Below are 20,192 nucleotides of genomic sequence, written 5' to 3' on the forward strand. Positions count from 1 at the left end.
ATTGATTCGGGAATCCTATAAATCGCGGCAAAATCAACAATCTGCCAAAGTAGTGCTAAGCTGTCCGACATCATTTTCAGCTTGCCTCGGCCCGCGCCGCAGCGTTCACTCCGGCTCCAGCCTGCTGACAACATGCGGGCGACAAAAAGCGTGGGGGGAGACTGATGCGGGGGCTGTGGGCCGGATTGCATAATCATGCGATCGTCATTGCTGGGCTGATCGCCTATGGGTTGATCGCGCCGCTAAGCGCCCAGCCGTTTCCGTCGCGGCCGATCACCCTCGTGGTGCCGTTCGCGGCGGGCGGTCCGACCGATACGCTGGCGCGCATCCTGTCCGAACGCATCGCCGCTGAATTGCACACGTCGATCGTGGTGGAGAACATCGCCGGCGCCTCCGGCAGCATCGCCGGCGCCCGCGTCGCGCGCGCAACGCCTGATGGCACCACGATCACGATCGGCCATTGGGGCACGCATGTGCTCAACGGCGCGATCTTCAAGCTGCCATACGACGTGATCGCCGATTTCGAGCCGGTCGCGACGATCGCGATGGGCACGCAGCTCATCGTCGGCCGGAAGACGCTCGAAGCCAACACTCTGAAAGAGATGATCGCGTGGCTGAAGGCCAACCCCGGCAAGGTGACTGCCGGCACGGCCGGCGCCGGCACGGGGGCCCACGTCGCCGGTGTCTTCTTCAAGGAGAGGACCGGCACCGACTTCCAGTTCGTGCCGTATCGCGGCGCGGGGCCCGCCATGATCGACCTCGTGGCCGGGCAGATCGACATCATGTTCGATCAGGCCTCGAACTCGCTGCCGCACTACAAGAACGGTGCGATCAAGGCGTTCGCGGTGACGTCGCCGACGCGGCTCGCCTCCGCGCCCGATATCCCGACGGTCGACGAGGCGGGGTTGCCCGGTCTCTACATCTCCTACTGGCACGGCATCTGGGCACCGAAGAACACGCCGAAGGAGATCGTCACAAAGCTCAACGCGGCCATTGTCACCGTGCTTGCCGATCCCACCGTCAAGCAGCGGTTTGGCGAATTGGGGCAGGAGATTCCTCCGCCCGATCAGCAGACGCCCGCAGCGCTCGGAGCCTTCCAGAAGGCCGAGACCGAGAAATGGTGGCCGATCGTGAAGGCCGCCGACATCAAGGCGGAATAATACCACTGCCTCATCCTGAGGAGCCCGCGGAGCGGGTGTCTCGAAGGATGCGCCGCAAGCGAGAGCAGGGCCTGCGTGGTTCGCCCGGCGATGCAAAGCATCGTCCGGAGACGCGCGTTCCGCGCTCCTCACCATGAGGAGAACGACAGCCTCGCGGCGTTAACCTTTTCGTGCGCACGACGACCGGTCTGTCACCAAAACCTCGCTGCGGTGCGGGATCACAATGCTTGCCGCAGTTTTCTGCGTCCTTGATCTCAGGTGAGTGCTGGCCGACAATGCTCGCCCTTCAATAAGAAACTCCCTGGGGGAATTCGTGAATAGACCTGCTCGGGTCAGCGCCCATTCGACATCGTCCGATTCCGTGCACGGCATGGCGCTGCTGCGCGATCCCCTGCTCAACAAGGGCACCGCCTTCTCCGCGCAGGAGCGCGACGATCTCGGCCTGCGCGGCCTGCTGCCGCCTTGCGTGCTGACGATGGAGACCCAGGTCGAGCGCGTGCTGGTCAATCTGCGCACGCTGCCGACCGATCTCGAGAAATATGTCGCGCTGAATGCCTTGCACGACCGCAACGAGGCGCTGTTCTTCCGCGTCGTCGTCGACAATATCGACGAGATTCAACCGATCATCTACACGCCGACGGTCGGGCTCGCCTGCCAGAAATACGGCCTGATTTTCCAGCGGCCACGCGGCATGTTCATCTCCTCGCGCGATCGCGGCCAGATCGCCGAGATCCTGAAGAACTGGCCCTATCCGGCCAAGCTGATCGTCGTCACCGATGGCGAGCGCATCCTCGGCCTCGGCGATCTCGGCGCCAACGGAATGGGCATTCCGGTCGGAAAGCTCTCGCTCTATTCGGCCTGCGCCGGCGTGCATCCCGAAACGTGCCTGCCGATCGTGCTCGACGTCGGCACCAACAACGAAGAGCTCCTGAAGGACCCGTATTATCTCGGCCTGCGCGAGCGGCGGCTCACGGGCGAGGCCTATGACAGCTTCGTCGACGAGTTCATGGTCGCCGCGCGAAAGACCTTTCCGGGTGTGCTGATCCAGTTCGAGGATTTCGCCAACCACTCGGCGTTCAAGCTGCTGCACAAATACCGCGATGAGGCCTGCGTCTTCAACGACGACATCCAGGGCACGGCTGCGGTGGCGCTCGCCGGCCTGTTTTCGGCGCTGCGCGTCAACGGCGGCAAGCTGAAGGACCAGCGCATCCTGTTCCTCGGCGCCGGCGAGGCCGCGACCGGCATCGCCGATCTCGTGACGTCCGCGATGATGGCGGAAGGTGCCTCTGAAGCCGAGGCGCTTCGGCGCAACTGGCTGGTGGATTCCCGCGGCCTCGTCGTTGGCGCCCGCCAAGGCCTGTCCGGTCACAAGCTCCGTTATGCCCATGCCGGTCAGGCGCCGATCGCCGATTTCCTCACCGCGATCAGGACGCTGAAGCCGACCGCCATCATCGGTGTTGCCGCGGTCGGTGGCGCCTTCACGCCCGACGTGCTCAAGGCGATGGCCGAGCTCAACGAGCAGCCGATCGTGTTCGCGCTCTCCAATCCGACTTCGAAGGCCGAATGTTCGGCGGAGGACGCCTACCGCTACACCGGAGGCCGCGCGCTGTTTGCCTGCGGCAGTCCGTATGACCCCGTCAAGCTCAACGGCCGAACCTTCGTGCCGCGCCAGGGCAACAACTCCTACATCTTCCCGGGCGTCGGCCTCGGCGTCATCGCCAGCCGCTCGCGGCTGGTCACGGACGAGATGTTCATGGCGGCCGCCCATACGCTCGCCGATTGCGTCGGCAAGGACGATCTCGCGCAAGGCAGCCTCTACCCGGCGCTGCCACGCATCCGCGAAGTCTCGGTGCGTATCGCCGCCGCCGTCGCCGATGTCGCCTTTCAGCGCGGGCTCGCGGACGGACCCGCGCCGAACGACGTGAAGGGACTGGTTCAGTCCCAGATGTACGAGCCGCAGTACTGAGGCCTCCGCCTCGTCATGGCCGGGCATAGCCGTCCGAAGGACGGCGTCGCTTCCGCTCGCCTATGTCCCGGCCATCCACGCCTCGCCGGATGGTACGAAGAACGTGGATGCCCCGGACAAGCCCGGGCCCGACGACCGCTTGAAGCAAGCCACGTTAGGTCAGCACAGCGATACCATTTCAGGTAGAAACCCGGTTGCGCGGCGCGGCCGTATATGCGACGCTCTGTAGCGTTACAAGAAATTCAATCAAGGTAAGCCGCCATGGACGATCGTTTGCCCGAACTGGGCGACCTCGAGCACGAGGTCATGCAACTGGTTTGGGCCCATGGTCCTGTGACGGCCGAAATTGTGCGCGAGAAGCTGTCGCGTCGGCTGAAGGAATCGACAGTCCGCACGGTGCTGCGCCGGCTGGAAGAAAAGGGCTATGCTCGGCACACGGTGGACGGACGCACCTATGTCTACCACGCAGCCGAAGAGCGCGCGCGGGTTGCGGCCAAGGCGGTGCAGCGCATCGTCGACTGGTTCTGCAACGGCTCGATGGAGGAGGTCCTCGTCGGCATGGTCGACAATGCGATGCTCGATCAGCAGCAGTTGCGCACACTGGCCGACCAGGTGGCCAAGGCGAAGAAGGCGAGGGGAGTGAAGAAAGAATGATCGCAACTCTGGCGGAGGCGGCGCTGCGCTCCCTTGTGCTGGGAGGCGTCGTCTGGTTCGGCCTCAACCTGTTTCGCGTGCGCAATCCGCACGTCCACATGACGGCGTGGGTCGTCGTGCTGCTGGCGTCGCTGGCGATGCCGTTCGTGATGCATTGGCCGACGGTCACGATCACCCGGCTGCCATCGCCGGTATCGGTGCCGGCTGATGTCATGCCAGTTGATATCTCGACGTTCGAGATGCCGCAGCCCATGCAGCCGATGACGCCCGGCGCGGCGATTCCGCCGTCGAAGAACGGCGTCTCAATCAATTGGTGGCTGATCGCTACCGTCATCCATGCCGGCGTCGCCAGCCTGTTGCTGCTGCGGCTGGCCATCGGCCTCTGTCTGACCTGGCGCCTCGCGCGCGCGGCAAGGCCGATCAACGGTCCGCGCATGGTCGACGCCGATGTGCGCGTCAGCCGCGACGTCGGCGGTCCCGTCACGTTTGGCTCGACCATTCTGGTGCCGCCGCAATTTTCCGGCTGGGACGCCAAGAAGCGCCTCGCGGTGCTCGCGCATGAGGGCGCGCATGTCGCCAACCGCGATTTCTATATACTCCTGCTCGCCTCCCTCAATCGCGCGGTGTTCTGGTTCAGCCCGTTCTCGTGGTGGCAGCTCGCGCGTCTGGCCGAACTTGCCGAGATCATCAGCGACGCCGAGGCCATCGAGGTGATCGACGACCGGCTGTCCTATGCGGAAATCCTGCTTGATTTTGCAAGCACGGTAAACCCGCGGCCGGTCGAGCTCGCGATGGCGCGGGCCTCGACCGTGCGCGCCCGCGTCGAGCGCATCATCGCGGCCGCCGCGATGCCCGTCGCGGTCGGCTGGCGCAAGCGGGCGTGGATCGCGGCTGCGATCGTCCCGGCCGTGATCGTGTCCGCCGGCATGATCGCCTATCGCACGCCGGAGCCTGCGCCGCTCGCCGCGGATAGTGGAGAGGTGCCGGCCCAGCATTACCGCCCCTTCGTCAATTTCTACGCCATGGGTCCGACCTCGGTGTTCGCGATCTTCCGCGACGGCGACGAGGTCTACGGCCAGCTCACCGGGCAGCGCAAATTGCGCCTGACGGTCGGCACTGACGGCATCGCATCCTACCCCGCCTCGTCCGGTGAGATCACGTTCCCGCTCGATGCGGAGCGCCGCTCCGCCGAGCTGATGCTGCGCATGAATGGACGCGACATCCGCGCACTTCTCGTTGCCGAGATGCCGACGGCGGCCACCGATTCCGGATCACTCGATCAATATGTGGGCTGGTACAGGATCGCACCGAACCGCGTGCTCACGGTGGACCGCGACGGGGATCGGCTCCAGGTGCAGGAAACCGTACAGGGCCGGGCTGCGCTCCTCGCTGAGGGGGCCGACGCCTTCTCGATCCGTGGCGACAATCTGCTGGTTTTCCTGCGCGACGAGCAGGCCAGGGTCTCGCGCGTGCTGGTCCAGAACGCGGTGTTCGGCGCCCGCCTCGCACCGCGGATCGATGCGGCCGCGGCGCAGGCGATCGAGGCCGACTTCGCGCGTCGCGTTGCGGAAGTCCCCGATCGTTTCCGCGAGCAGGTCCCGGTCGCCGGCGGCAAGGAGATGATCCTGCGCGGGATCGAGGATCTGCGCAGCGGCACGCCGAACTACGACCGGATGAGCGCACCGCTCGCCGCCAAGGTCCACCGCCAGGTCGACGAGTTGCACGCGACCTTCGTCGCCCTCGGTCCGGTGGAGTCGCTGTTCTTCCGCGGCGTCGGACCGGGCGGCTACGACATCTATGGTGCGAAATTCGAGAACGGCACGGCGGAATTCCGCCTGCTGCTCGAGCCAGACGGCAAGGCCGGCGACGTCATCTTCCGGGCCGACGGCAATGATGAGCTCGGCGGCATCGTCACGTGCGCCGAGGAGGCGAATGTGCGCGGCCGCGCCGGCACTTCGCCGATCCGGATCATGGTCTACAACGAGATGGGCGAGGACATCCGCGTCTTCAATCTCGATGCCGACGGCAATCGCAAGGCCCAGAGCGTGGTCCGGCCCAACATGAGCTGGGCGGCCACGACCACGGTGAACAATCCCTGGGTGATCGCCGACAAGTCCGGACGGTGCCTCGAGGTGCTGATGCCGGGTCGGCAGACGCGCTTCCACAATGTCGAGGCTTCCAACATGGGCGCGAAGCCGGGGCGCGCCGCCCGCCGCGCCGTTCCGATCGCCAATGGCGAGGATATGCTGCGCCGCTATATCGCTGATGTCGGCAAGGGCCAGCCGGACTACGAGCACATGACGTCGGAAGTCGCCGACATCACGCGGCAGCAGCTTCCGTTCGACCAGGCGATCCTGGCGAAGCTCGGCGCGCTGCGTGCGGTCTCGTTCCGCGGCGTCACCGCGCTCGACAGCGACATCTACATCGCCCAGTTCGCCAACGGCTCGGCGGAATGGCGGATCGGCGTCAGGAACGGCACGATCACCAAGATCGCGCTCGGGCCGAATTTCTAGGAGCGTTGCGGCCGTCCATCAGTCACGCCGGATGGGCGGCTCGCGATATCGGACGGGACAGCGCAATCTCTGCTTGCGGGCCAGCACCGCAAATGCTACGATATGTAGCATTACGGTTCGTAGCCTTGCGCGGCGTGCCGCTGGCAGGCTCGAGAAAATCAGGCGTTCGCGATGACCAATTCCGCAAAGGCCGAAGCTGTGCTGGCGCTTCATCGCTTCGGGATGGGGCCGCGACCGGGATCGATCGCCGCCGTCGGCACCGACCCGCGCGGCGCACTGATCGCCGATCTCGACCGGCCGCTCACGCTGACCGCCGCCGCCGTCCTTCCCACCAGCGCAAAGGCCTATCGCACCGTTGCCGACGCCAATGCGCGGCGCGCGGCTAGGGCCAAGCAGGCGCAGCAGCAGGCCAAGAGGCAGCAGACGGCGTCCGCGCCGACAATGTCGGAAGACCAGACGCAAGGGCAGGGTGCGGACAAGGACGCCGCCGAGATGGCGGCCAAGCAGGCGGCCGAGGCCGTGCCCGATCCCGGGCGTCCGATCTATTTGCAGGAAGCCAAGCTGCGCACGGAAGCCGCGCTTGCCGCCGAGATCGGCTTCGCCGAGCGGCTGGTGTGGTTCTGGTCCAACCATTTCTGCATCTCGGCCAACAAGATCCAGAGCATGTCCGGCGCCTATGAGCGCGAAGCCGTTCGCGCCAATATGCTCGGCCGCTTCGTCGATCTCCTGTTGGCCGTCGAGGGCCATCCGGCGATGCTGTTCTATCTCGACAATCTCGGCTCGATGGGTGCGAACTCGATCGCCGGCATCAACCGCAGCCGCGGCCTCAACGAGAACATCGCGCGCGAGATCATGGAGCTGCATACGCTCGGCGTGCGCGCCGGCTACACCCAGGACGACGTCATCAGCTTCGCCAATGTGTTGACGGGATGGACGCTGGTGCCGCCCGGCGACAATCCCGAGCACGGTGGCGAGTTCACCTTCAATCGGCGGCTGCACGAGCCCGGCGGGCAAACCGTGCTCGGCAAGCGCTACGAGCAGGAGGATGCCGAGCAGGGCCGCGCGGTGCTGCGCGATCTCGCCGCGCATCCGGCGACCGCAACCCATATCGCGACCAAGCTCGCGCGCCATTTCGTCGCCGACGAGCCGCCGCCTGTGCTGATCGAGCAGATGGCGAAGACTTTTCGCGACACCGAGGGCGATCTTAAGCAGGTCGCGATCGCGATGGTGTCCTCGGACGAGGCCTGGCGCGGGCCGCCGTCGAAGCTCAAGCGTCCCAGCGAGTGGGGCGTTGGCATGGTGCGCGCGACCGGCGCCACGACGGTCGATCCAGTCCGCTTCACCGGCGGGCTGGAGCTGCTCGGCGAGGCGCTGTGGCGTCCATCCGCGCCCAAGGGCTATCCGGACGACGAGGCGAGCTGGATCGACGGCGTCGGCCGGCGGCTCGACATCGCCAACAATTTTGCCGAGCGCCTCGCCGGTACGGCTGATCCGCAGGCGATCATCGAGGACGTCTTCGCATCGGAGATATCACCCGAGGTGAAGCAGGCCGTCGGCCGCGCCGAGAGCCGGCAGCAGGCGCTCGCGCTGTTGTTCATGTCGGCGGATTTCCAGAGGAGGTGACCATGGGCTTTGACCATCATCTGCCCACGCGGCGCGAGCTTCTGGTCGGCTCCGGCGCGCTGTTCACGTGGAGCCAGATGCCGCGGATCGCGCGTGCCGAAGGGCGCGATCCGCGCCTGCTGGTCATTGTGCTGCGCGGTGCGCTCGACGGCCTTGGCGCGGTTGCGCCGGTCGGCGATCCCGACTGGATCTCCTTGCGCGGCGATCGTGCGCTGGTGCTGGACGGCAAGCCGCCCGCGCTGCCGCTCGATGCCTTCTTCGCGCTCAATCCGGCGATGCCGAATCTGCATCGGCTCTACAAGAGCGGCAAGGCTGCGATCGTCCATGCCGCCGCGACGCCCTATCGCGAGCGTTCGCATTTCGACGGCCAGGACGTGCTGGAAAGCGGGCTCGTCAAGCCGGGCATGACCAGCTCGGGATGGCTCAACCGCGCGCTGCTCGCGCTGGAATCCAGCGGGCGTGTCGACCCGCGCGGCAGCCGCGCGCTCGGCATCGGCTCCGTGACGCCGCTGGTGGTGCGCGGTTCGGCGCCCGTCATGACATGGGTGCCGCAGAGATTGTTGCCGGCGAGCGAGGACACGCAGAACCGCCTGCTCGATCTCTACCAGCACACCGATCCGAAGCTTGCGACCGTGCTCCAGGCCCGCATGAGGCTCGCTTCGCTCGGCGGCGCACCAGGCGCGGGCGATCCGATGTCCGACGATCCGACCTTGCCGCCGCCCGGCATCGCGCGCGTGCGCGCCTATTTCGCCGAAGCCGCCGGCACGGCCGCGCGCTATCTCGCCAAGCCTGACGGCCCGCGTGTCGGCGCCATGGGCTTCGTCGGCTGGGATACGCACATCGCCGAGGGCGTGGCCTCGGGCCAGCTCTACAATCTGCTCGGTGCTCTCGACGGCGCCTTTGCCGCGATCGAGAGCAATATGGGCGAAGCGTGGCGCGAAACAGTCGTGGCCGTCGTCACCGAGTTCGGGCGAACCGCGCGCATCAACGGTACGCAGGGTACCGACCACGGCACGGGCACGGTCGCTTTCCTGATCGGCGGCGGGCTCAACGGTGGTCGCGTGATCGCGGACTGGCCCGGTCTGAAGCCGGCGCAACTCTTCGAGGATCGCGATCTCAAGCCGACCACGGATTTGCGCGCGGTGCTGAAAGGCCTGCTGAGGGATCATCTGCGCGTCGAGGAGAAGGTGCTCGCAGAAGCCGTCTTCCCGGGCAGCGCCGACGTCGAACCGATGGGAGGCCTCGTCGGCTGACGACGCGGCTCTCGCAACCGGATCGGGTTCATGATGTGCACGCTGACACAACGGGAGCTCGACTTTCTCGCCAGCTTGAAGACCGGCTGGCAGCGGCTCTATCGGCGCGAGCTCGCGCGGCTCTCGAGGAGCGGCGCCGAACCTGACGAGGTTCCGCCGGAGACGCGCCCGATCTGGCGCGTCGTATCGGGCTTATCCCACGAGCCTGTCTCGATTCAGGACAAGCCAGTGTGGTGGAATCGCCACAGCTAACCCGAAACGGCTGCGGCCTCAGGCGCGCTTTCGTTCCGACAAGGTTCTGCCCTCATTGCCCACCGAAACTCGGGGCCATTCGGAGGGCGCATCATGTCTTGCTTTGCACGTGCCGAAAATGCCCGGATTTCGCCGGCAAGCCTGTGCCGGATCCTGCTCGCCACCATCGGCGCGGCGTCGCTTGCGGCGTGTGCGCAATCGCCGGTCGGCCACCAGAAGGCCGATCTCGGCACCCACCGCCAGGCCGCTGTCGAACGACCGCACAGGGTGGCGGCGCTGCATCCGCGTCCGATCAGCCGGGCGCGCATCCCCGACGGTGATGCAAAGCAGAGCGTCTCCCACGGCGTCGCCAGTTTCTATTCGGACACGGAGACGGCGAGCGGCGAGAGGTTCGACAAGAACGAATTGACCGCGGCCCATCCCAGCCTGCCGTTCGGCACCAAGCTGCGCGTCACCGATGTCTCATCCGGCCGCTTCGTCACCGTCAGGATCAACGATCGCGGGCCGTATGTTCGCGGACGCGTGGTCGACGTCTCTCCCTCCGCGGCGGAGGCGCTCGGCATGGTCGACAAGGGTGTCACCAATGTCCGGCTCGACGTGGTGCAATAATTTGCGGCTGCATCGATCCGAAGCGCTGTGCTTAACCGGCTGTTAGCCGCCTCAAGCCACCATGGATACCCAATCATTCGGGACTAGATCTAAGCTCTTGGGAGGCGGCGTTTGACCACGATCCAGTATCTCGAAGATCAGGCCGCACGCGCCGAGCGGCTGGCCAAACGGATCACGGATACATTGACGATCGAAAAGCTCCTGACCTTCGCGCACGAACGCCGCCGCGAGATCGAGGTCATCGCCGGCAAGTACCGGCGCGCCTGATTCTCATCCCCATGCGCGCTCAGCTGTGGCTTTCGACGAAGTCGCTGAGATAGTCCGGCAGCGTCATGCCATCAATGTCACAGCGCGCCCGGATCTCGCCGGCGACATCGGTCGAGATGTCCTTCATCCAGTGCTCCAGCGTGTTGAACGAGATGACCTTGATGGGGTCGTTGAAGCAGCCAGCGACGAGCTCGCCGATCGTGGCGTCGAGATCGCTTCGCTCGACGCGAATTTCGGTCGCCTTGTCGAGGCGGTCGATCACCACGAACAGGGTCTGGTCTGCGCCATAGGGCACGACAGGGGCTGGCACGCCGGCTTCAAGCATGTGAGGCACTCACGCCTTCGCTTCCGATCACCATCAACGGGAAAAACCGGCAGAAGGTTCCCGCGCTCAGCCGGTGCTTCTGCGAGGATCAGAGAAATTCGCGCAGCCGCGCCAGCTCCGTGATGTGCTCGGGCGAGAGAATGTCCGTGACCAGCGGCGGTTGCGCGATGGTGCGGATCTCATAGAGATGCCTGGTCGCCGCCGGCTTCGCCATGAACGCCGAGATGCATTCGTCGAGCGTACCCTCGATCACCTGGTAGGACGCTCGGTCCGACCGTCGCTGGTTCGCAAGCGACGGCCATTTATGCAGCACCGCAAGGACACCAAAGTCGACCTTTGAATCCCCAACCACGTCCCCCATCGTCCCGCCTCACGCAAAAAGACCCCGGCACACGATCGTGCGTACCGGGGCCTACACCCATTACTGCATCTCAATGCCTCAGCACCAAACGCGATGACCGGGAAATAGTTCCCGGCAAATGTTTGCTTTCAGCTCGCGGCCGCCGCGATTTTATGGCCCGGGCTGGTGTGCCCGTGGCTGGTCTCATCGCCGCGACCAACTTCGGGCGGAAGCCCGGCAAAGCGCCGCAAGGCCTCGGCCATCTGCACCCGGCTCGGCGCGCCGGTGATGATCACGTCCACCATCGTGAAGGACGAATGGAAATGGCCACGCGCCTTGAGTTGCTCGACCGGGACGCCGGCGGCTGCCATCGCCTCGGCATAGGCGATGCCTTCGTCGCGCAGGGGATCGAATTCGCAGGTGACGACGAAGGCCGGCGGTAGCCTTTCGACCTTGCCGCGGAGCGGCGAGGCGCGTGGATCGGTGCGGTCGGTCGGCGAGCAGTAGAGGTCCCAGAACCAGTACATCAGCGAGCGCGTCAGGAAATAGCCGGTCGCATTGTCGTTGTAGGAGGGGCGGTCGAAGGTGCAGTCGGTGACCGGGCAGATCAGGAGTTGGCCCGCGATCTCAGGGCCGCCGCGATCGCGCGCAAGCTGGCAGGTGACGGCGGCGATGTTGCCGCCGGCGCTCCAGCCCGCGACCAGCACCGGGCCCGGCCTGCCGCCGAGCTCGGCGGCGTGCTCGGCGATCCAGCGCGTCGCCGCATAGCCGTCTTCGGCCGCGGCCGGGAAACGATGCTCGGGCGCATGACGATAGCCGACGCTGACCAGCATCATGCCGGTCCGCCGCACCATGTCGCGGCAGAACGGCTCGTCCGACTGCTCGTCGCCGAGCACCCAGCCGCCGCCGTGGAAATAGACCACCACCGGATGCGGCCCCGGCGTTGCCGGCCGGTATACCCGGTAAGGCAGCGGACCGTCGGCGCCTGTCAGGGTGCCGTCGACGATCTCGCCGATCGGCCGTCCCGCCGGGCGGCCCTTGTTGAACTCGTCGACGAAGGCGCGGGCGCCGAGGGCGCCCATCGACTCGATCGGCGGCAGGTTGAGTGACGCCAGCAGGTTCAGCACCAGCCGCACGTCCGGCTGCAGCCGCACCACCTCGCCGTCATTGCATTGCGCGGCGACGTCGGGGCCGGTCAGCTTGAAGCCGAGCATGCCGCGGCTGACCACCTCGTCGCAGATGCTGCGATAGGGACCGACGCCGCCGGTATAGGGCATCAGGCCCTGCACCTTGCCGGGCACGTTGGCGCCCGTGTACCAGGTGTTGGCGAGCCGGTGCAGCGTCACCATCGAGCAATCGGCCATGTGCCTGTTCCAGCCGGCTTGCGCCGTCTCGGTCGGCTCGATCGTGGTGAAGCCGCCGTCGCGCAATGCTTTGAGCCGGTCGACGACCCAGTCGACATGCTGCTCGATTGACACCGCCATGTTCGACAGCACCGACGGGCTGCCGGGACCGGTGATCATGAAGAAGTTCGGGAAGCCTGCGACGGTGAGGCCGAGATAGGTCTGCGGCCCCTGCGCCCAGACGTCGGTGAGCGACTTGCCGCCACGTCCGGTGATCGGATGCACGGCGCGGATCGCGCCGGTCATGGCGTCGAAGCCGGTCGCGAACACGATCACGTCCACGTCGACGCTGCGCTTGGCCGTCGTGATCCCACTTGCGGTGATCGCCTTGATCGGCTCCTGACGCAGATTGACCAGCGTGACGTTCGGCCGGTTGTAGGTCGCGTAATAGTTGGTATCGAGGCAGGGGCGTTTGGCGCCGAACGGATGATCGTCCGGCATCAGCGCCGCGGCGGTCTCGGGGTCTTTGACGGCGGCGCGGATCTTCTCGCGGATCAGGTCCTGGACGATCTTGTTGCCGTCGATGTCGACCGCCTGGTCGGCCCAGAGCTGGGTCAGGATGTGGACGAGGTCGCCGGCCGCCCAAGCGCGTTCGAACCGCTCACGACGCTCGGCATCGCTTAATTGCCAGCTAACGACCGTCTGCTGCGGATAGGGCACGCCGGCCATCGACTGGCGCGCCTGCTCGCGATAGGCCGCGCGATCGCCTTGCAGCAGGCTCATGCGATCGGACGGCGCGGGACCGTTGTGCGCCGGAAGCGCGAAATTCGGGGTGCGCTGGAACACGGTCAGGTGCGCAGCCTGCTCGGCGATCAGCGGGATCGACTGAATGGCCGACGATCCCGTGCCGATCACCGCGACGCGCTTGCCGCCGAGATGGACGCCGTCATGCGGCCAGCGTCCGGTGAAATAGACCTCGCCCTTGAAGTCCTTCACGCCGTCGATCTCCGGCGGCTTGGGCGCCGAGAGGCAGCCGGTGGCCATGATGTAATGGCGGCAGGAGACCGGCGGGCCATTATCGGTGGTGAGCTGCCAGCGCTCGATCGCCTCGTCCCATTTCGCTTCCGTGACCTTGGTCTTGAAGCGGATGTCACGCCTGAGATCGTAGCGGTCGGCGACGAAGCCGAGATAGCGCAGGATCTCGGGCTGGGTCGCATATTTCTCCGACCAGGTCCATGCGGTCTCGAGGTCGGGATCGAAGGTGTAGCTGTAATCAATGGTCTGGATGTCGCAGCGCGCCCCGGGATATCGGTTCCAGTACCAGGTGCCGCCGACGTCGCCGGCTTCTTCGAGGCCGACCGCCGTCAGGCCGGCCTTGCGTAGCCGATGCAGAAGATAGAGGCCGGCAAATCCGGCACCGACCACGGCAACATCGACCTGCTGGCTGGTTCCGCGCCCCGTGTCCGAGGCACGTGCAGCAACCATTGCATCAGGCATGGCATTTCCTCCCGTGTGTTTTGTTTTGCCCGCAGGCTATCGCTGCAGGTTCGGCTTGTCATCACGGCATGTGCAATCTTCGGTAGCCATTTGCGGCGTCATCATGGCCGCGTGAATGTTGCGGCGGCACACGCATCGCGATGCACAAGGGCCGTGATTTCCCGGGCTAATCAGGGTCGATCCACCTGTGTATGCTCTTGTTTTTGCCACGCGTGCAAACGGGCGTCATGACAGAGTTGAGTGAGCGGACCAAAGCGAACATGGACGTCGTCCTGGAGGAGACGTGCCGCCAACTGCCTCACGGCGGCGATCACGACAGCCGCAGGTTCATCGCCGAGCGGCTGATCGAGGCGGCGCGGTCCGGTCACTCCACGCTCGGCGAGCTCGGCATCATCGCACGGCACGCACTGGCGGAGCTTGCCGCCAAGCGGAGCTAGGCGCAGCCGCGGCGCTTGCTTCGCGGCGGGCCACGGACATAACCTGCCCAAAATCCTTCCGCGCGTCGAGATGCTCCGAAGATGCGGTCCGTGTTCGAGCTTTTTGCGACGTCACTCGTCCTCTGTTGCGCCGGCTCGGTCGTGGCCCAGCCGGTCGGCCAGTTTCCATTTGCGCTGACGCGCGAAGGACAGATGCTTGGCGCCGTCGAAGGCGAGGTGGCCTCGTTCAAGGGGCTGGCCTATGTGGCCGCGCCGCTCGGACCGCTGCGCTGGCGTCCGCCGCAGGCTGCACCCGAGAGTTCGGAGATGCGCACCGCCTATGCCTATGGCGCGCCGTGTCTTCAGCCCTCGCTGCCGGGATCGAGCGAGGATTGCCTCACGCTGAACGTGTTTCGTCCGTTCGGGGTCGACGGCCCGCTACCGGTGATGATGTTCATCCACGACGGCGCTTTCGTCAGCGGCACCGCGAATGATCCGCTGTTCGACGGTGCCAGGCTCGCGCAAGCCGGCCTCATCGTGGTGACCGTGAATTTTCGCCTCGGCGCGTTCGGCTGGCTCAGCGATCCCGCGCTGTCGGAAGGCGGCTCCGGCAATTTCGGCCTGATGGACCAGATCGCGGCGCTGCATTGGGTGCACGACAACATCGCGGCCTTCGGCGGTGATCCCACCAACGTCACCTTGTTCGGCAGTGGCGCAGGCGCAACGTCGATCGCGCTGCTGATGCTGTCGGAGCAATCGCGCGATCTCTTCCAGAAAGCCATTCTGCAATCGATCCCCGGCCGTGCGCGCCTGCGTTCGGCACAAGAGGCCGAAATTGTGGGGCGGCAATTCGTGGCGGTGCTGGGGCGACAGGCCGATTTACGTACAGCCGAACCGCAACGCCTGCTTGCCGTCGAAAAACATTTCCTGGAAAAATCGCCGCGCAGCTTCGCGCCGACGATCGATGGGAGTCTGGTGAGCGAGGAGGTCGCCGCGGGCTTCGCAGCTGGACATGAGAGCCGCATCCCCTTGATCATCGGCTCGAACGACGACGAGACCGGTTTCGACGGCGAGCTGGATATCCGGGAAGAGCTGGCATCGTCAGGCACCACCAGCGATGAGCTGCGCAGGCTCTATCCCGATCTCGCCAGACCTTCGGACCGCGCGGCAAGGTTCTACACCGACAGGGTCTTCTCCGAGCCAGTGAGACTGCTGGCGCGCCTGCATGCCGCCAGCGGTGCGCCGACCTTTCGCTATCGCTTCACCTATGTGCCGGAGGCACGGCGCGCAAACCCCGAGGGCGGTCACGGGCGGGAATTGCAGTTCATCTTCGGCGTCGAAGGCATGCCCGGTGCAGGCATCTTGTCAGGAGCCGATCGCGAGGTCGCAAATCGCATGCGCGCCTACTGGATCAATTTCGCCAGGAGCGGCGATCCCAACGGTGCGGACCTGCCGCATTGGGATTCGGCCGCAGGCAGCGATCGCCTGCTGCTGATCGCGAACGATGGCATCGCGAGCGGAGACGACCCCTGGTCGGAGCGTCTGGACCGGTTCGCGCATTAGAGGGATGAGTTGGACTTAAGCCGCGAGCTCGACGCGCGGCGCCGGGCTTAGCCGGTCTTCCTCCAGATAATCCATCGCGCCGTCTTTCTCGACGGCGTAGAACTGCTGGCCTTCCTTCGACTTGTAGGCGGCGCGAACGACGCCGCGGCGGCCCTTGTCACTGTTGACGACATCCCCCAACGCAAACTTCTTCATTTCACGTCCCTGGCTGCTGGCCGACTCCTTCGGCTACGCCCGGGATTCTGGGCAGCAAATCGTTAACGTCTTGCTAACCATACGGGTTTGCCTATGCTCGCGGCCGATCGCGCGGGCAACTCGCACGCGCATGTTGCCAACGAAACGAGCCTTCGCCCATGGTGCGATTTCCCACCTTCTTCCTGTCGCATGGCGGCGGTCCGTGGCCGTTCATGGAAGACAGGCGGGTGCAATACGCGAAAACCGCCGAGGCGTTCGGCCGGCTGCCACAGCTCTTGCCGGAGAGGCCCAAGGCCGTGCTCGTCATATCAGGACATTGGGAGGCTGACGCCTTCACCGTGTCGACTTCCGCGCATCCGCCGATGGTGTACGATTATCACGGTTTCCCCGAGCACACCTATCACCTCAAATACCCGGCGCCGGGGCGGCCCGAGCTCGCCGCGGAGGTAAAGGCGCTGCTCACGCGCGCGGGTGTTGATTGCCGGGAGGATCCCAACCAGGGGTTCGATCACGGCACCTTCGTGCCGCTCGGGCTGATGTATCCGAACGCCGACATGCCGATCGTGCTGCTGTCGCTGAGATCGAGTTACGATCCGGCCGAGCACATCAGGATGGGGCAGGCGATTGCCTCCCTACGCGACGAAGGCATTCTGATCGTCGGCAGCGGACTCACCTATCACAACATGCGCGGGTTCGGCCGTGCCGAATCGAAGCCGGTCTCGTATGATTTCGAGGCTTACCTGAACGAGGCGATCAGCCACAAGGACGCGGCGCGGCGCAACGCGATGCTGGTTGACTGGGAGAACGCGCCGAGTGCGCGCCTGGCCCATCCGCGCGAAGATCATCTGCTGCCGCTGATGGTGGCCGCCGGCGCCGCCGTCAGCGACACGGGCAAGCGCGTCTTCGTCGACGAGGTCGCGAATGTCGCGATGGCGTCGTATGTGTTTGGCGGGTGATCTTCTCCTCTTCCCGCAAGCGAGGAGAGGTGAAGAAGAGTGGCTCACCCGTATTTCAGCTTCATGAACAGGATGCCGCCGGCGAGCACCATGGTGATGGCGTTCGCGGCGACGAGGGGCGCATCGCCCGACAGCAGGCCATAGACGAGCCAGAGCGCCAGCCCAAGCACCATGACCAGGAACATGCCGAGCGAAATATCGCCGGTGGAGCGGGTCTTCCACACTTTGATGGCTTGCGGCGCGTAGGCCACGGTGGTGCAGGTCGCGGCGGCAAAGCCGATCAGCTTGATCAAGAACGGGTCCATGGCGGCTCTATAGCATTGATTCGAGGATGGTCGCGCCTCAGGCGCGCGCGGTCATGAGGCCGCGATAGAGCGCGGCATAGTCACCGGCGCGGTTGCGCCAGGACACGTCGGTCGCAAGGCCGCTCAGTTGCAGCCGGCGCCAGGTCAGCTTGTCGTGGAAGGCGATGTTGGCCTTGCGCAGCGTGCCGGCGAGGGCATCCGCGGTGACGGGTGCGAACTTGAAGCCGGTGGCATCGCGGCCTGATTTATCGGCCTCGCCGATATCGACGATGGTATCCTCGAGGCCGCCGACCCGCGAGACGATGGGCACGGCGCCGTAGCGCAACGCGCAGAGCTGGGTCAGGCCGCATGGCTCGAACCGCGAGGGCACGATGAGCGCGTCCGAGCCGGCCTGGATCAGATGCGCCATGATCTCGTCGTAGCCGATCACGACCCCGATCCGGCCAGGGTTCGCGCGCGCTACGGCCTGATAGCGATCCTGGAGATCGCGATCGCCGCTGCCGAGCAAAGCGAGCTGCATGCCTTCGCGCAAAATGGTCGGAATGGCTTCGAGCAGGAGATCGAGCCCCTTCTGCCACGACAGGCGGCTGATGACGCCGAGCAATGGCGCTTCGTCCGAGGAATCCAGATTGAACTGTTGCTGAAGCACCGCCTTGTTCGCGGCCCGGAACGTGAGGTCCTCCGCGCCGAAGCGGTAGGCGATGTGCGGATCTTCTTGCGGATTCCAAACGGATACATCGATGCCGTTGAGGATTCCGCTCAGCGCGTTCGCGCGGGCGCGAAGCAGGCCGCCGAACCCCATGCCGCCCTCGTCGGTCTGGATCTCCTGCGCATAGGTCGGCGAGACCGTGGTGATGCGATCGGCGAATTGCAGGCCGGCCTTCAAGAAACTGATGCCGCCGAAATATTCGAGGTCGTTGACGCCGTAGGCGCGCCACGGCAGGCCAATCGAACCAATCAGCTCGGGCACGAACTTGCCCTGATAGGCCATGTTGTGGATGGTCATCACGGTGGCCGGCCGCGGCCGATTGTCATAGTGCAGATAGGCCGGCGCGAGCCCGGCCTGCCAGTCATGGGCATGCACCACGTCGGGCACGAAGGCGGGAACGAGGCCGTGGCCGATATCGGCCGCGATGCGCGAGAGCGCGGCGAACCGCACGCCATTGTCCGGCCAGTCGACGCCTTCGGGCGTCACGTAGGGGTTGCCAGGCCGTGCGTAGAGATGCGGCACGTCGAGCACGAACAGATCGAGGCCGTCATGCGAGCCGGCGAGCAGACGTCCGGGTCCGCCGAAATAATCCGGCCAGCGCCGGATTTCGTCGGCTCCCCCCAGCACCCGCATCACGTCAGGATAGCCTGGCATCAAGGTGCGCATCTCGACGCCATGCGCCTTGAGCGCAATCGGCAGCGCGCCCGCGACATCGGCGAGACCGCCAGTCTTGACGATGGGATAGACTTCAGAGGCGACCGCGAGGACGCGAACAGGCGTCATGTATTGAGCCTGTCGAGCATCGGCTGGGTGATGAGCGAAATGCCCTGCTCGGTGGTGCGGAAGCGTCTTGCGTCCAGCTCGGGATCTTCGCCGACGACGAGCCCTTCCGGGATCTCGACGCCGCGATCGATCACGACGTTCTTCAGGCGCGCGCCGCGGCCGACATTGACATAGGGCATGATCACGGCGTTCTCGACATTGGCGTAGGAGTTGACGCGCACGCCGGTGAACAGCAGTGAGCGCCGCAGCGAGGCGCCGGAAATGATGCAGCCGCCCGAGACCAGCGAGCTCACGGCCTGGCCGCGCCGGCTCTCCTCGTCGTGGACGAATTTTGCCGGTGGTGTGATCTCGGAATAGGACCAGATCGGCCAGGCGCTGTCGAACAAATCGAGCTCGGGCACTACGTCGGTGAGGTCGATATTGGCGGCCCAATAGGCGTCGACCGTGCCGACGTCGCGCCAATAGGCGCGGGGGTCGCTGCCCGAGCGAACGCAGGAGGTCGAATACTGGTGCGCCATGGCGCGGCCGTTCTTGACGAGGTAGGGGATGATGTCCTTGCCGAAATCGTGGTTGGAATTCGGATCCTCGGCGTCGCGCTTGAGCTCTTCGAACAGGAATTTTGCGTCGAACACGTAGATGCCCATGCTGGCGAGCGAAACGTCCGGCTTGCCCGGCATCGGCGGCGGATCTTTCGGCTTTTCCAGGAACTCTTTGATCCAGCCGTTCTCGTCGATATGCATGATGCCGAAGCCGGAAGATTCCTGGCGCGGCATCTCCAGGCAGCCGACGGTGACGTCGGCGCCGCTGTCGACGTGCTGGCGCAGCATCACCTCGTAATCCATTTTATAGATATGGTCGCCGGCGAGAACGACGATGAAGCGGCAGGCGTGGGATTCGATGATGTCGATGTTCTGGTAGACTGCATCGGCCGTGCCGACATACCACATGTTTTCGGAGACGCGCTGGCTCGCCGGGAGGATGTCGAAGCTCTCGTTGCGCTCGGGGCGGAAGAAGTTCCAGCCCATCTGAAGGTGCCGGATCAGGCTGTGCGCCTTGTACTGGGTGGCGACGGCGATGCGGCGGATGCCCGAGTTCACCGCGTTCGACAGCGCGAAATCGATGATGCGGGATTTTCCGCCGAAATAGACCGCAGGCTTGGCGCGACGGTCGGTCAGCTCCAGCAGCCGGCTGCCGCGTCCGCCGGCCAGGACAAACGCCAGCGCCTGACGGGCAAGCGGCTCGGGTCTCGCGGCACTCATGTCATCCTCCCACAACTCTTGCGCTCGCGAGAAGCCTCCCGGCCGCGCTCATTTGGAACCGATAGTAACGGCACGAATAGTAAATCGGGAAGGTGGTTGTTGGTTGCGAATGCGCCGGAAGCTTAATGCTTTGCCGCCGTGATCGGGCCCCAGGCACCGTCCTGCCGGTGTCACTCGCGGCAAGGTTGTCGAGCCCGTCAGGTA

General features: G+C 65.4%; 19 protein-coding genes. 12 read left to right on the forward strand and 7 right to left on the reverse strand.

Translation table 11 applies throughout. From position 1 onward, the window contains the following. Window positions 1-164: 164 nt before the first annotated feature. From IVB54_RS10800 to IVB54_RS10840, 9 genes are all read left to right on the forward strand, one after another. Window positions 165-1,160, forward strand: a complete 996-nt coding sequence (locus IVB54_RS10800; protein WP_085350245.1) for a tripartite tricarboxylate transporter substrate-binding protein — start codon at window positions 165-167, stop codon at window positions 1,158-1,160. Between the two features lie 313 nt (window positions 1,161-1,473). Continuing rightward, a complete protein-coding gene (locus IVB54_RS10805) occupies window positions 1,474-3,126 on the forward strand; it encodes an NAD-dependent malic enzyme (protein WP_083926483.1) in 1,653 nt (550 codons plus the stop codon). A 261-nt stretch (window positions 3,127-3,387) separates the two neighbouring features. Continuing rightward, window positions 3,388-3,780, forward strand: a complete 393-nt coding sequence (locus tag IVB54_RS10810) for a BlaI/MecI/CopY family transcriptional regulator (protein ID WP_018457458.1) — start codon at window positions 3,388-3,390, stop codon at window positions 3,778-3,780. After that, window positions 3,777-6,293 (forward strand): M56 family metallopeptidase, encoded by a 2,517-nt coding sequence (locus tag IVB54_RS10815; protein WP_018457459.1) that lies wholly within the window; start codon window positions 3,777-3,779, stop codon window positions 6,291-6,293. Before IVB54_RS10810 ends, IVB54_RS10815 begins: the two co-directional genes overlap by 4 nt. A 171-nt stretch (window positions 6,294-6,464) precedes the next feature. Beyond that, a complete protein-coding gene (locus tag IVB54_RS10820) occupies window positions 6,465-7,916 on the forward strand; it encodes a DUF1800 family protein (RefSeq protein ID WP_247777203.1) in 1,452 nt (483 codons plus the stop codon). 2 nt (window positions 7,917-7,918) lie between these two features. Continuing rightward, window positions 7,919-9,169 (forward strand): DUF1501 domain-containing protein, encoded by a 1,251-nt coding sequence (locus tag IVB54_RS10825; RefSeq protein WP_247777204.1) that lies wholly within the window; start codon window positions 7,919-7,921, stop codon window positions 9,167-9,169. A 30-nt stretch (window positions 9,170-9,199) separates the two neighbouring features. Then, on the forward strand, window positions 9,200-9,421 hold the full coding sequence (locus IVB54_RS10830) for a hypothetical protein (RefSeq protein ID WP_026233375.1): 222 nt from the start codon (window positions 9,200-9,202) through the stop codon (window positions 9,419-9,421). A 93-nt stretch (window positions 9,422-9,514) separates the two neighbouring features. After that, window positions 9,515-10,030, forward strand: a complete 516-nt coding sequence (locus tag IVB54_RS10835; protein WP_018457463.1) for a septal ring lytic transglycosylase RlpA family protein — start codon at window positions 9,515-9,517, stop codon at window positions 10,028-10,030. 111 nt (window positions 10,031-10,141) lie between these two features. After that, entirely contained in the window at window positions 10,142-10,297 is a 156-nt protein-coding gene (locus IVB54_RS10840; protein WP_018457464.1) for a hypothetical protein, read from the forward strand. Between the two features lie 19 nt (window positions 10,298-10,316). Here IVB54_RS10840 and IVB54_RS10845 read toward each other — a convergent pair whose 3' ends face one another. The 3 genes from IVB54_RS10845 to IVB54_RS10855 form a co-directional block, all read right to left on the reverse strand. Continuing rightward, window positions 10,317-10,622, reverse strand: coding sequence for a hypothetical protein (locus tag IVB54_RS10845; protein ID WP_018457465.1), 306 nt, complete (start codon window positions 10,620-10,622; stop codon window positions 10,317-10,319). A gap of 88 nt (window positions 10,623-10,710) precedes the next feature. Then, window positions 10,711-10,983 carry a hypothetical protein gene (locus tag IVB54_RS10850; RefSeq protein WP_018457466.1) on the reverse strand — a complete coding sequence of 91 codons (273 nt, stop codon included), beginning with the start codon at window positions 10,981-10,983 and terminating at the stop codon, window positions 10,711-10,713. Window positions 10,984-11,111: 128 nt separating this feature from the next. Continuing rightward, the gene (locus IVB54_RS10855; RefSeq protein WP_026233376.1) at window positions 11,112-13,802 is read right to left on the reverse strand and encodes an alpha/beta hydrolase fold domain-containing protein; all 2,691 of its coding nucleotides are present in this window, start codon (window positions 13,800-13,802) and stop codon (window positions 11,112-11,114) included. Window positions 13,803-13,993: 191 nt separating this feature from the next. Between IVB54_RS10855 and IVB54_RS10860 the strand changes: the two genes are divergently transcribed. Together IVB54_RS10860 and IVB54_RS10865 are read left to right on the forward strand one after the other, a co-directional pair. Then, window positions 13,994-14,239, forward strand: coding sequence for a hypothetical protein (locus tag IVB54_RS10860; RefSeq protein ID WP_018457468.1), 246 nt, complete (start codon window positions 13,994-13,996; stop codon window positions 14,237-14,239). 81 nt (window positions 14,240-14,320) lie between these two features. Next, on the forward strand, window positions 14,321-15,781 hold the full coding sequence (locus IVB54_RS10865; protein ID WP_247361233.1) for a carboxylesterase family protein: 1,461 nt from the start codon (window positions 14,321-14,323) through the stop codon (window positions 15,779-15,781). A gap of 15 nt (window positions 15,782-15,796) precedes the next feature. Here the strand turns inward: IVB54_RS10865 and IVB54_RS10870 are convergent, their stop codons facing one another. Continuing rightward, complete coding sequence (locus IVB54_RS10870; RefSeq protein WP_007601069.1) at window positions 15,797-15,976, reverse strand: hypothetical protein; 180 nt, start codon at window positions 15,974-15,976, stop codon at window positions 15,797-15,799. 158 nt (window positions 15,977-16,134) lie between these two features. On the opposite strand from IVB54_RS10870, the gene IVB54_RS10875 reads away from it, so the two are divergent. After that, on the forward strand, window positions 16,135-16,932 hold the full coding sequence (locus tag IVB54_RS10875; RefSeq protein WP_247294809.1) for a class III extradiol ring-cleavage dioxygenase: 798 nt from the start codon (window positions 16,135-16,137) through the stop codon (window positions 16,930-16,932). 44 nt (window positions 16,933-16,976) lie between these two features. On the opposite strand, the gene IVB54_RS10880 is transcribed toward IVB54_RS10875, so the two are convergent. The 3 genes from IVB54_RS10880 to glgC are packed head-to-tail and all read right to left on the reverse strand — an operon-like array spanning window position 16,977 to window position 19,988. Beyond that, complete coding sequence (locus IVB54_RS10880) at window positions 16,977-17,237, reverse strand: SemiSWEET transporter (RefSeq protein ID WP_018457471.1); 261 nt, start codon at window positions 17,235-17,237, stop codon at window positions 16,977-16,979. A 37-nt stretch (window positions 17,238-17,274) separates the two neighbouring features. After that, complete coding sequence (gene glgA / locus IVB54_RS10885) at window positions 17,275-18,729, reverse strand: glycogen synthase GlgA (RefSeq protein ID WP_018457472.1); 1,455 nt, start codon at window positions 18,727-18,729, stop codon at window positions 17,275-17,277. Beyond that, a complete protein-coding gene (gene glgC, locus IVB54_RS10890; protein WP_007613273.1) occupies window positions 18,726-19,988 on the reverse strand; it encodes a glucose-1-phosphate adenylyltransferase in 1,263 nt (420 codons plus the stop codon). The genes glgA and glgC overlap by 4 nt, the downstream gene beginning before the upstream one ends. Window positions 19,989-20,192: the final 204 nt, after the last annotated feature.

This window comes from Bradyrhizobium sp. CW1 (assembly GCF_023100665.1).
Taxonomy (GTDB): domain Bacteria; phylum Pseudomonadota; class Alphaproteobacteria; order Rhizobiales; family Xanthobacteraceae; genus Bradyrhizobium; species Bradyrhizobium canariense_D.

What these genes read in the sequence shown, in the direction of transcription:
- IVB54_RS10800 (WP_085350245.1), top strand. Translation starts at nt 165, where the DNA reads ATGCGGGGGCTGTGGGCCGGATTGCATAATCATGCGATCGTCATTGCT.
- IVB54_RS10810 (WP_018457458.1), top strand. Translation starts at nt 3,388, where the DNA reads ATGGACGATCGTTTGCCCGAACTGGGCGACCTCGAGCACGAGGTCATG.
- IVB54_RS10815 (WP_018457459.1), top strand. Translation starts at nt 3,777, where the DNA reads ATGATCGCAACTCTGGCGGAGGCGGCGCTGCGCTCCCTTGTGCTGGGA.
- IVB54_RS10820 (WP_247777203.1), top strand. Translation starts at nt 6,465, where the DNA reads ATGACCAATTCCGCAAAGGCCGAAGCTGTGCTGGCGCTTCATCGCTTC.
- IVB54_RS10825 (WP_247777204.1), top strand. Translation starts at nt 7,919, where the DNA reads ATGGGCTTTGACCATCATCTGCCCACGCGGCGCGAGCTTCTGGTCGGC.
- IVB54_RS10830 (WP_026233375.1), top strand. Translation starts at nt 9,200, where the DNA reads ATGATGTGCACGCTGACACAACGGGAGCTCGACTTTCTCGCCAGCTTG.
- IVB54_RS10835 (WP_018457463.1), top strand. Translation starts at nt 9,515, where the DNA reads ATGTCTTGCTTTGCACGTGCCGAAAATGCCCGGATTTCGCCGGCAAGC.
- IVB54_RS10845 (WP_018457465.1), bottom strand. Translation starts at nt 10,622, where the DNA reads ATGCTTGAAGCCGGCGTGCCAGCCCCTGTCGTGCCCTATGGCGCAGAC.
- IVB54_RS10850 (WP_018457466.1), bottom strand. Translation starts at nt 10,983, where the DNA reads ATGGGGGACGTGGTTGGGGATTCAAAGGTCGACTTTGGTGTCCTTGCG.
- IVB54_RS10855 (WP_026233376.1), bottom strand. Translation starts at nt 13,802, where the DNA reads ATGCCTGATGCAATGGTTGCTGCACGTGCCTCGGACACGGGGCGCGGA.
- IVB54_RS10860 (WP_018457468.1), top strand. Translation starts at nt 13,994, where the DNA reads ATGCTCTTGTTTTTGCCACGCGTGCAAACGGGCGTCATGACAGAGTTG.
- IVB54_RS10865 (WP_247361233.1), top strand. Translation starts at nt 14,321, where the DNA reads ATGCGGTCCGTGTTCGAGCTTTTTGCGACGTCACTCGTCCTCTGTTGC.
- IVB54_RS10870 (WP_007601069.1), bottom strand. Translation starts at nt 15,976, where the DNA reads ATGAAGAAGTTTGCGTTGGGGGATGTCGTCAACAGTGACAAGGGCCGC.
- IVB54_RS10875 (WP_247294809.1), top strand. Translation starts at nt 16,135, where the DNA reads ATGGTGCGATTTCCCACCTTCTTCCTGTCGCATGGCGGCGGTCCGTGG.
- IVB54_RS10880 (WP_018457471.1), bottom strand. Translation starts at nt 17,237, where the DNA reads ATGGACCCGTTCTTGATCAAGCTGATCGGCTTTGCCGCCGCGACCTGC.
- glgA (WP_018457472.1), bottom strand. Translation starts at nt 18,729, where the DNA reads ATGACGCCTGTTCGCGTCCTCGCGGTCGCCTCTGAAGTCTATCCCATC.
- glgC (WP_007613273.1), bottom strand. Translation starts at nt 19,988, where the DNA reads ATGAGTGCCGCGAGACCCGAGCCGCTTGCCCGTCAGGCGCTGGCGTTT.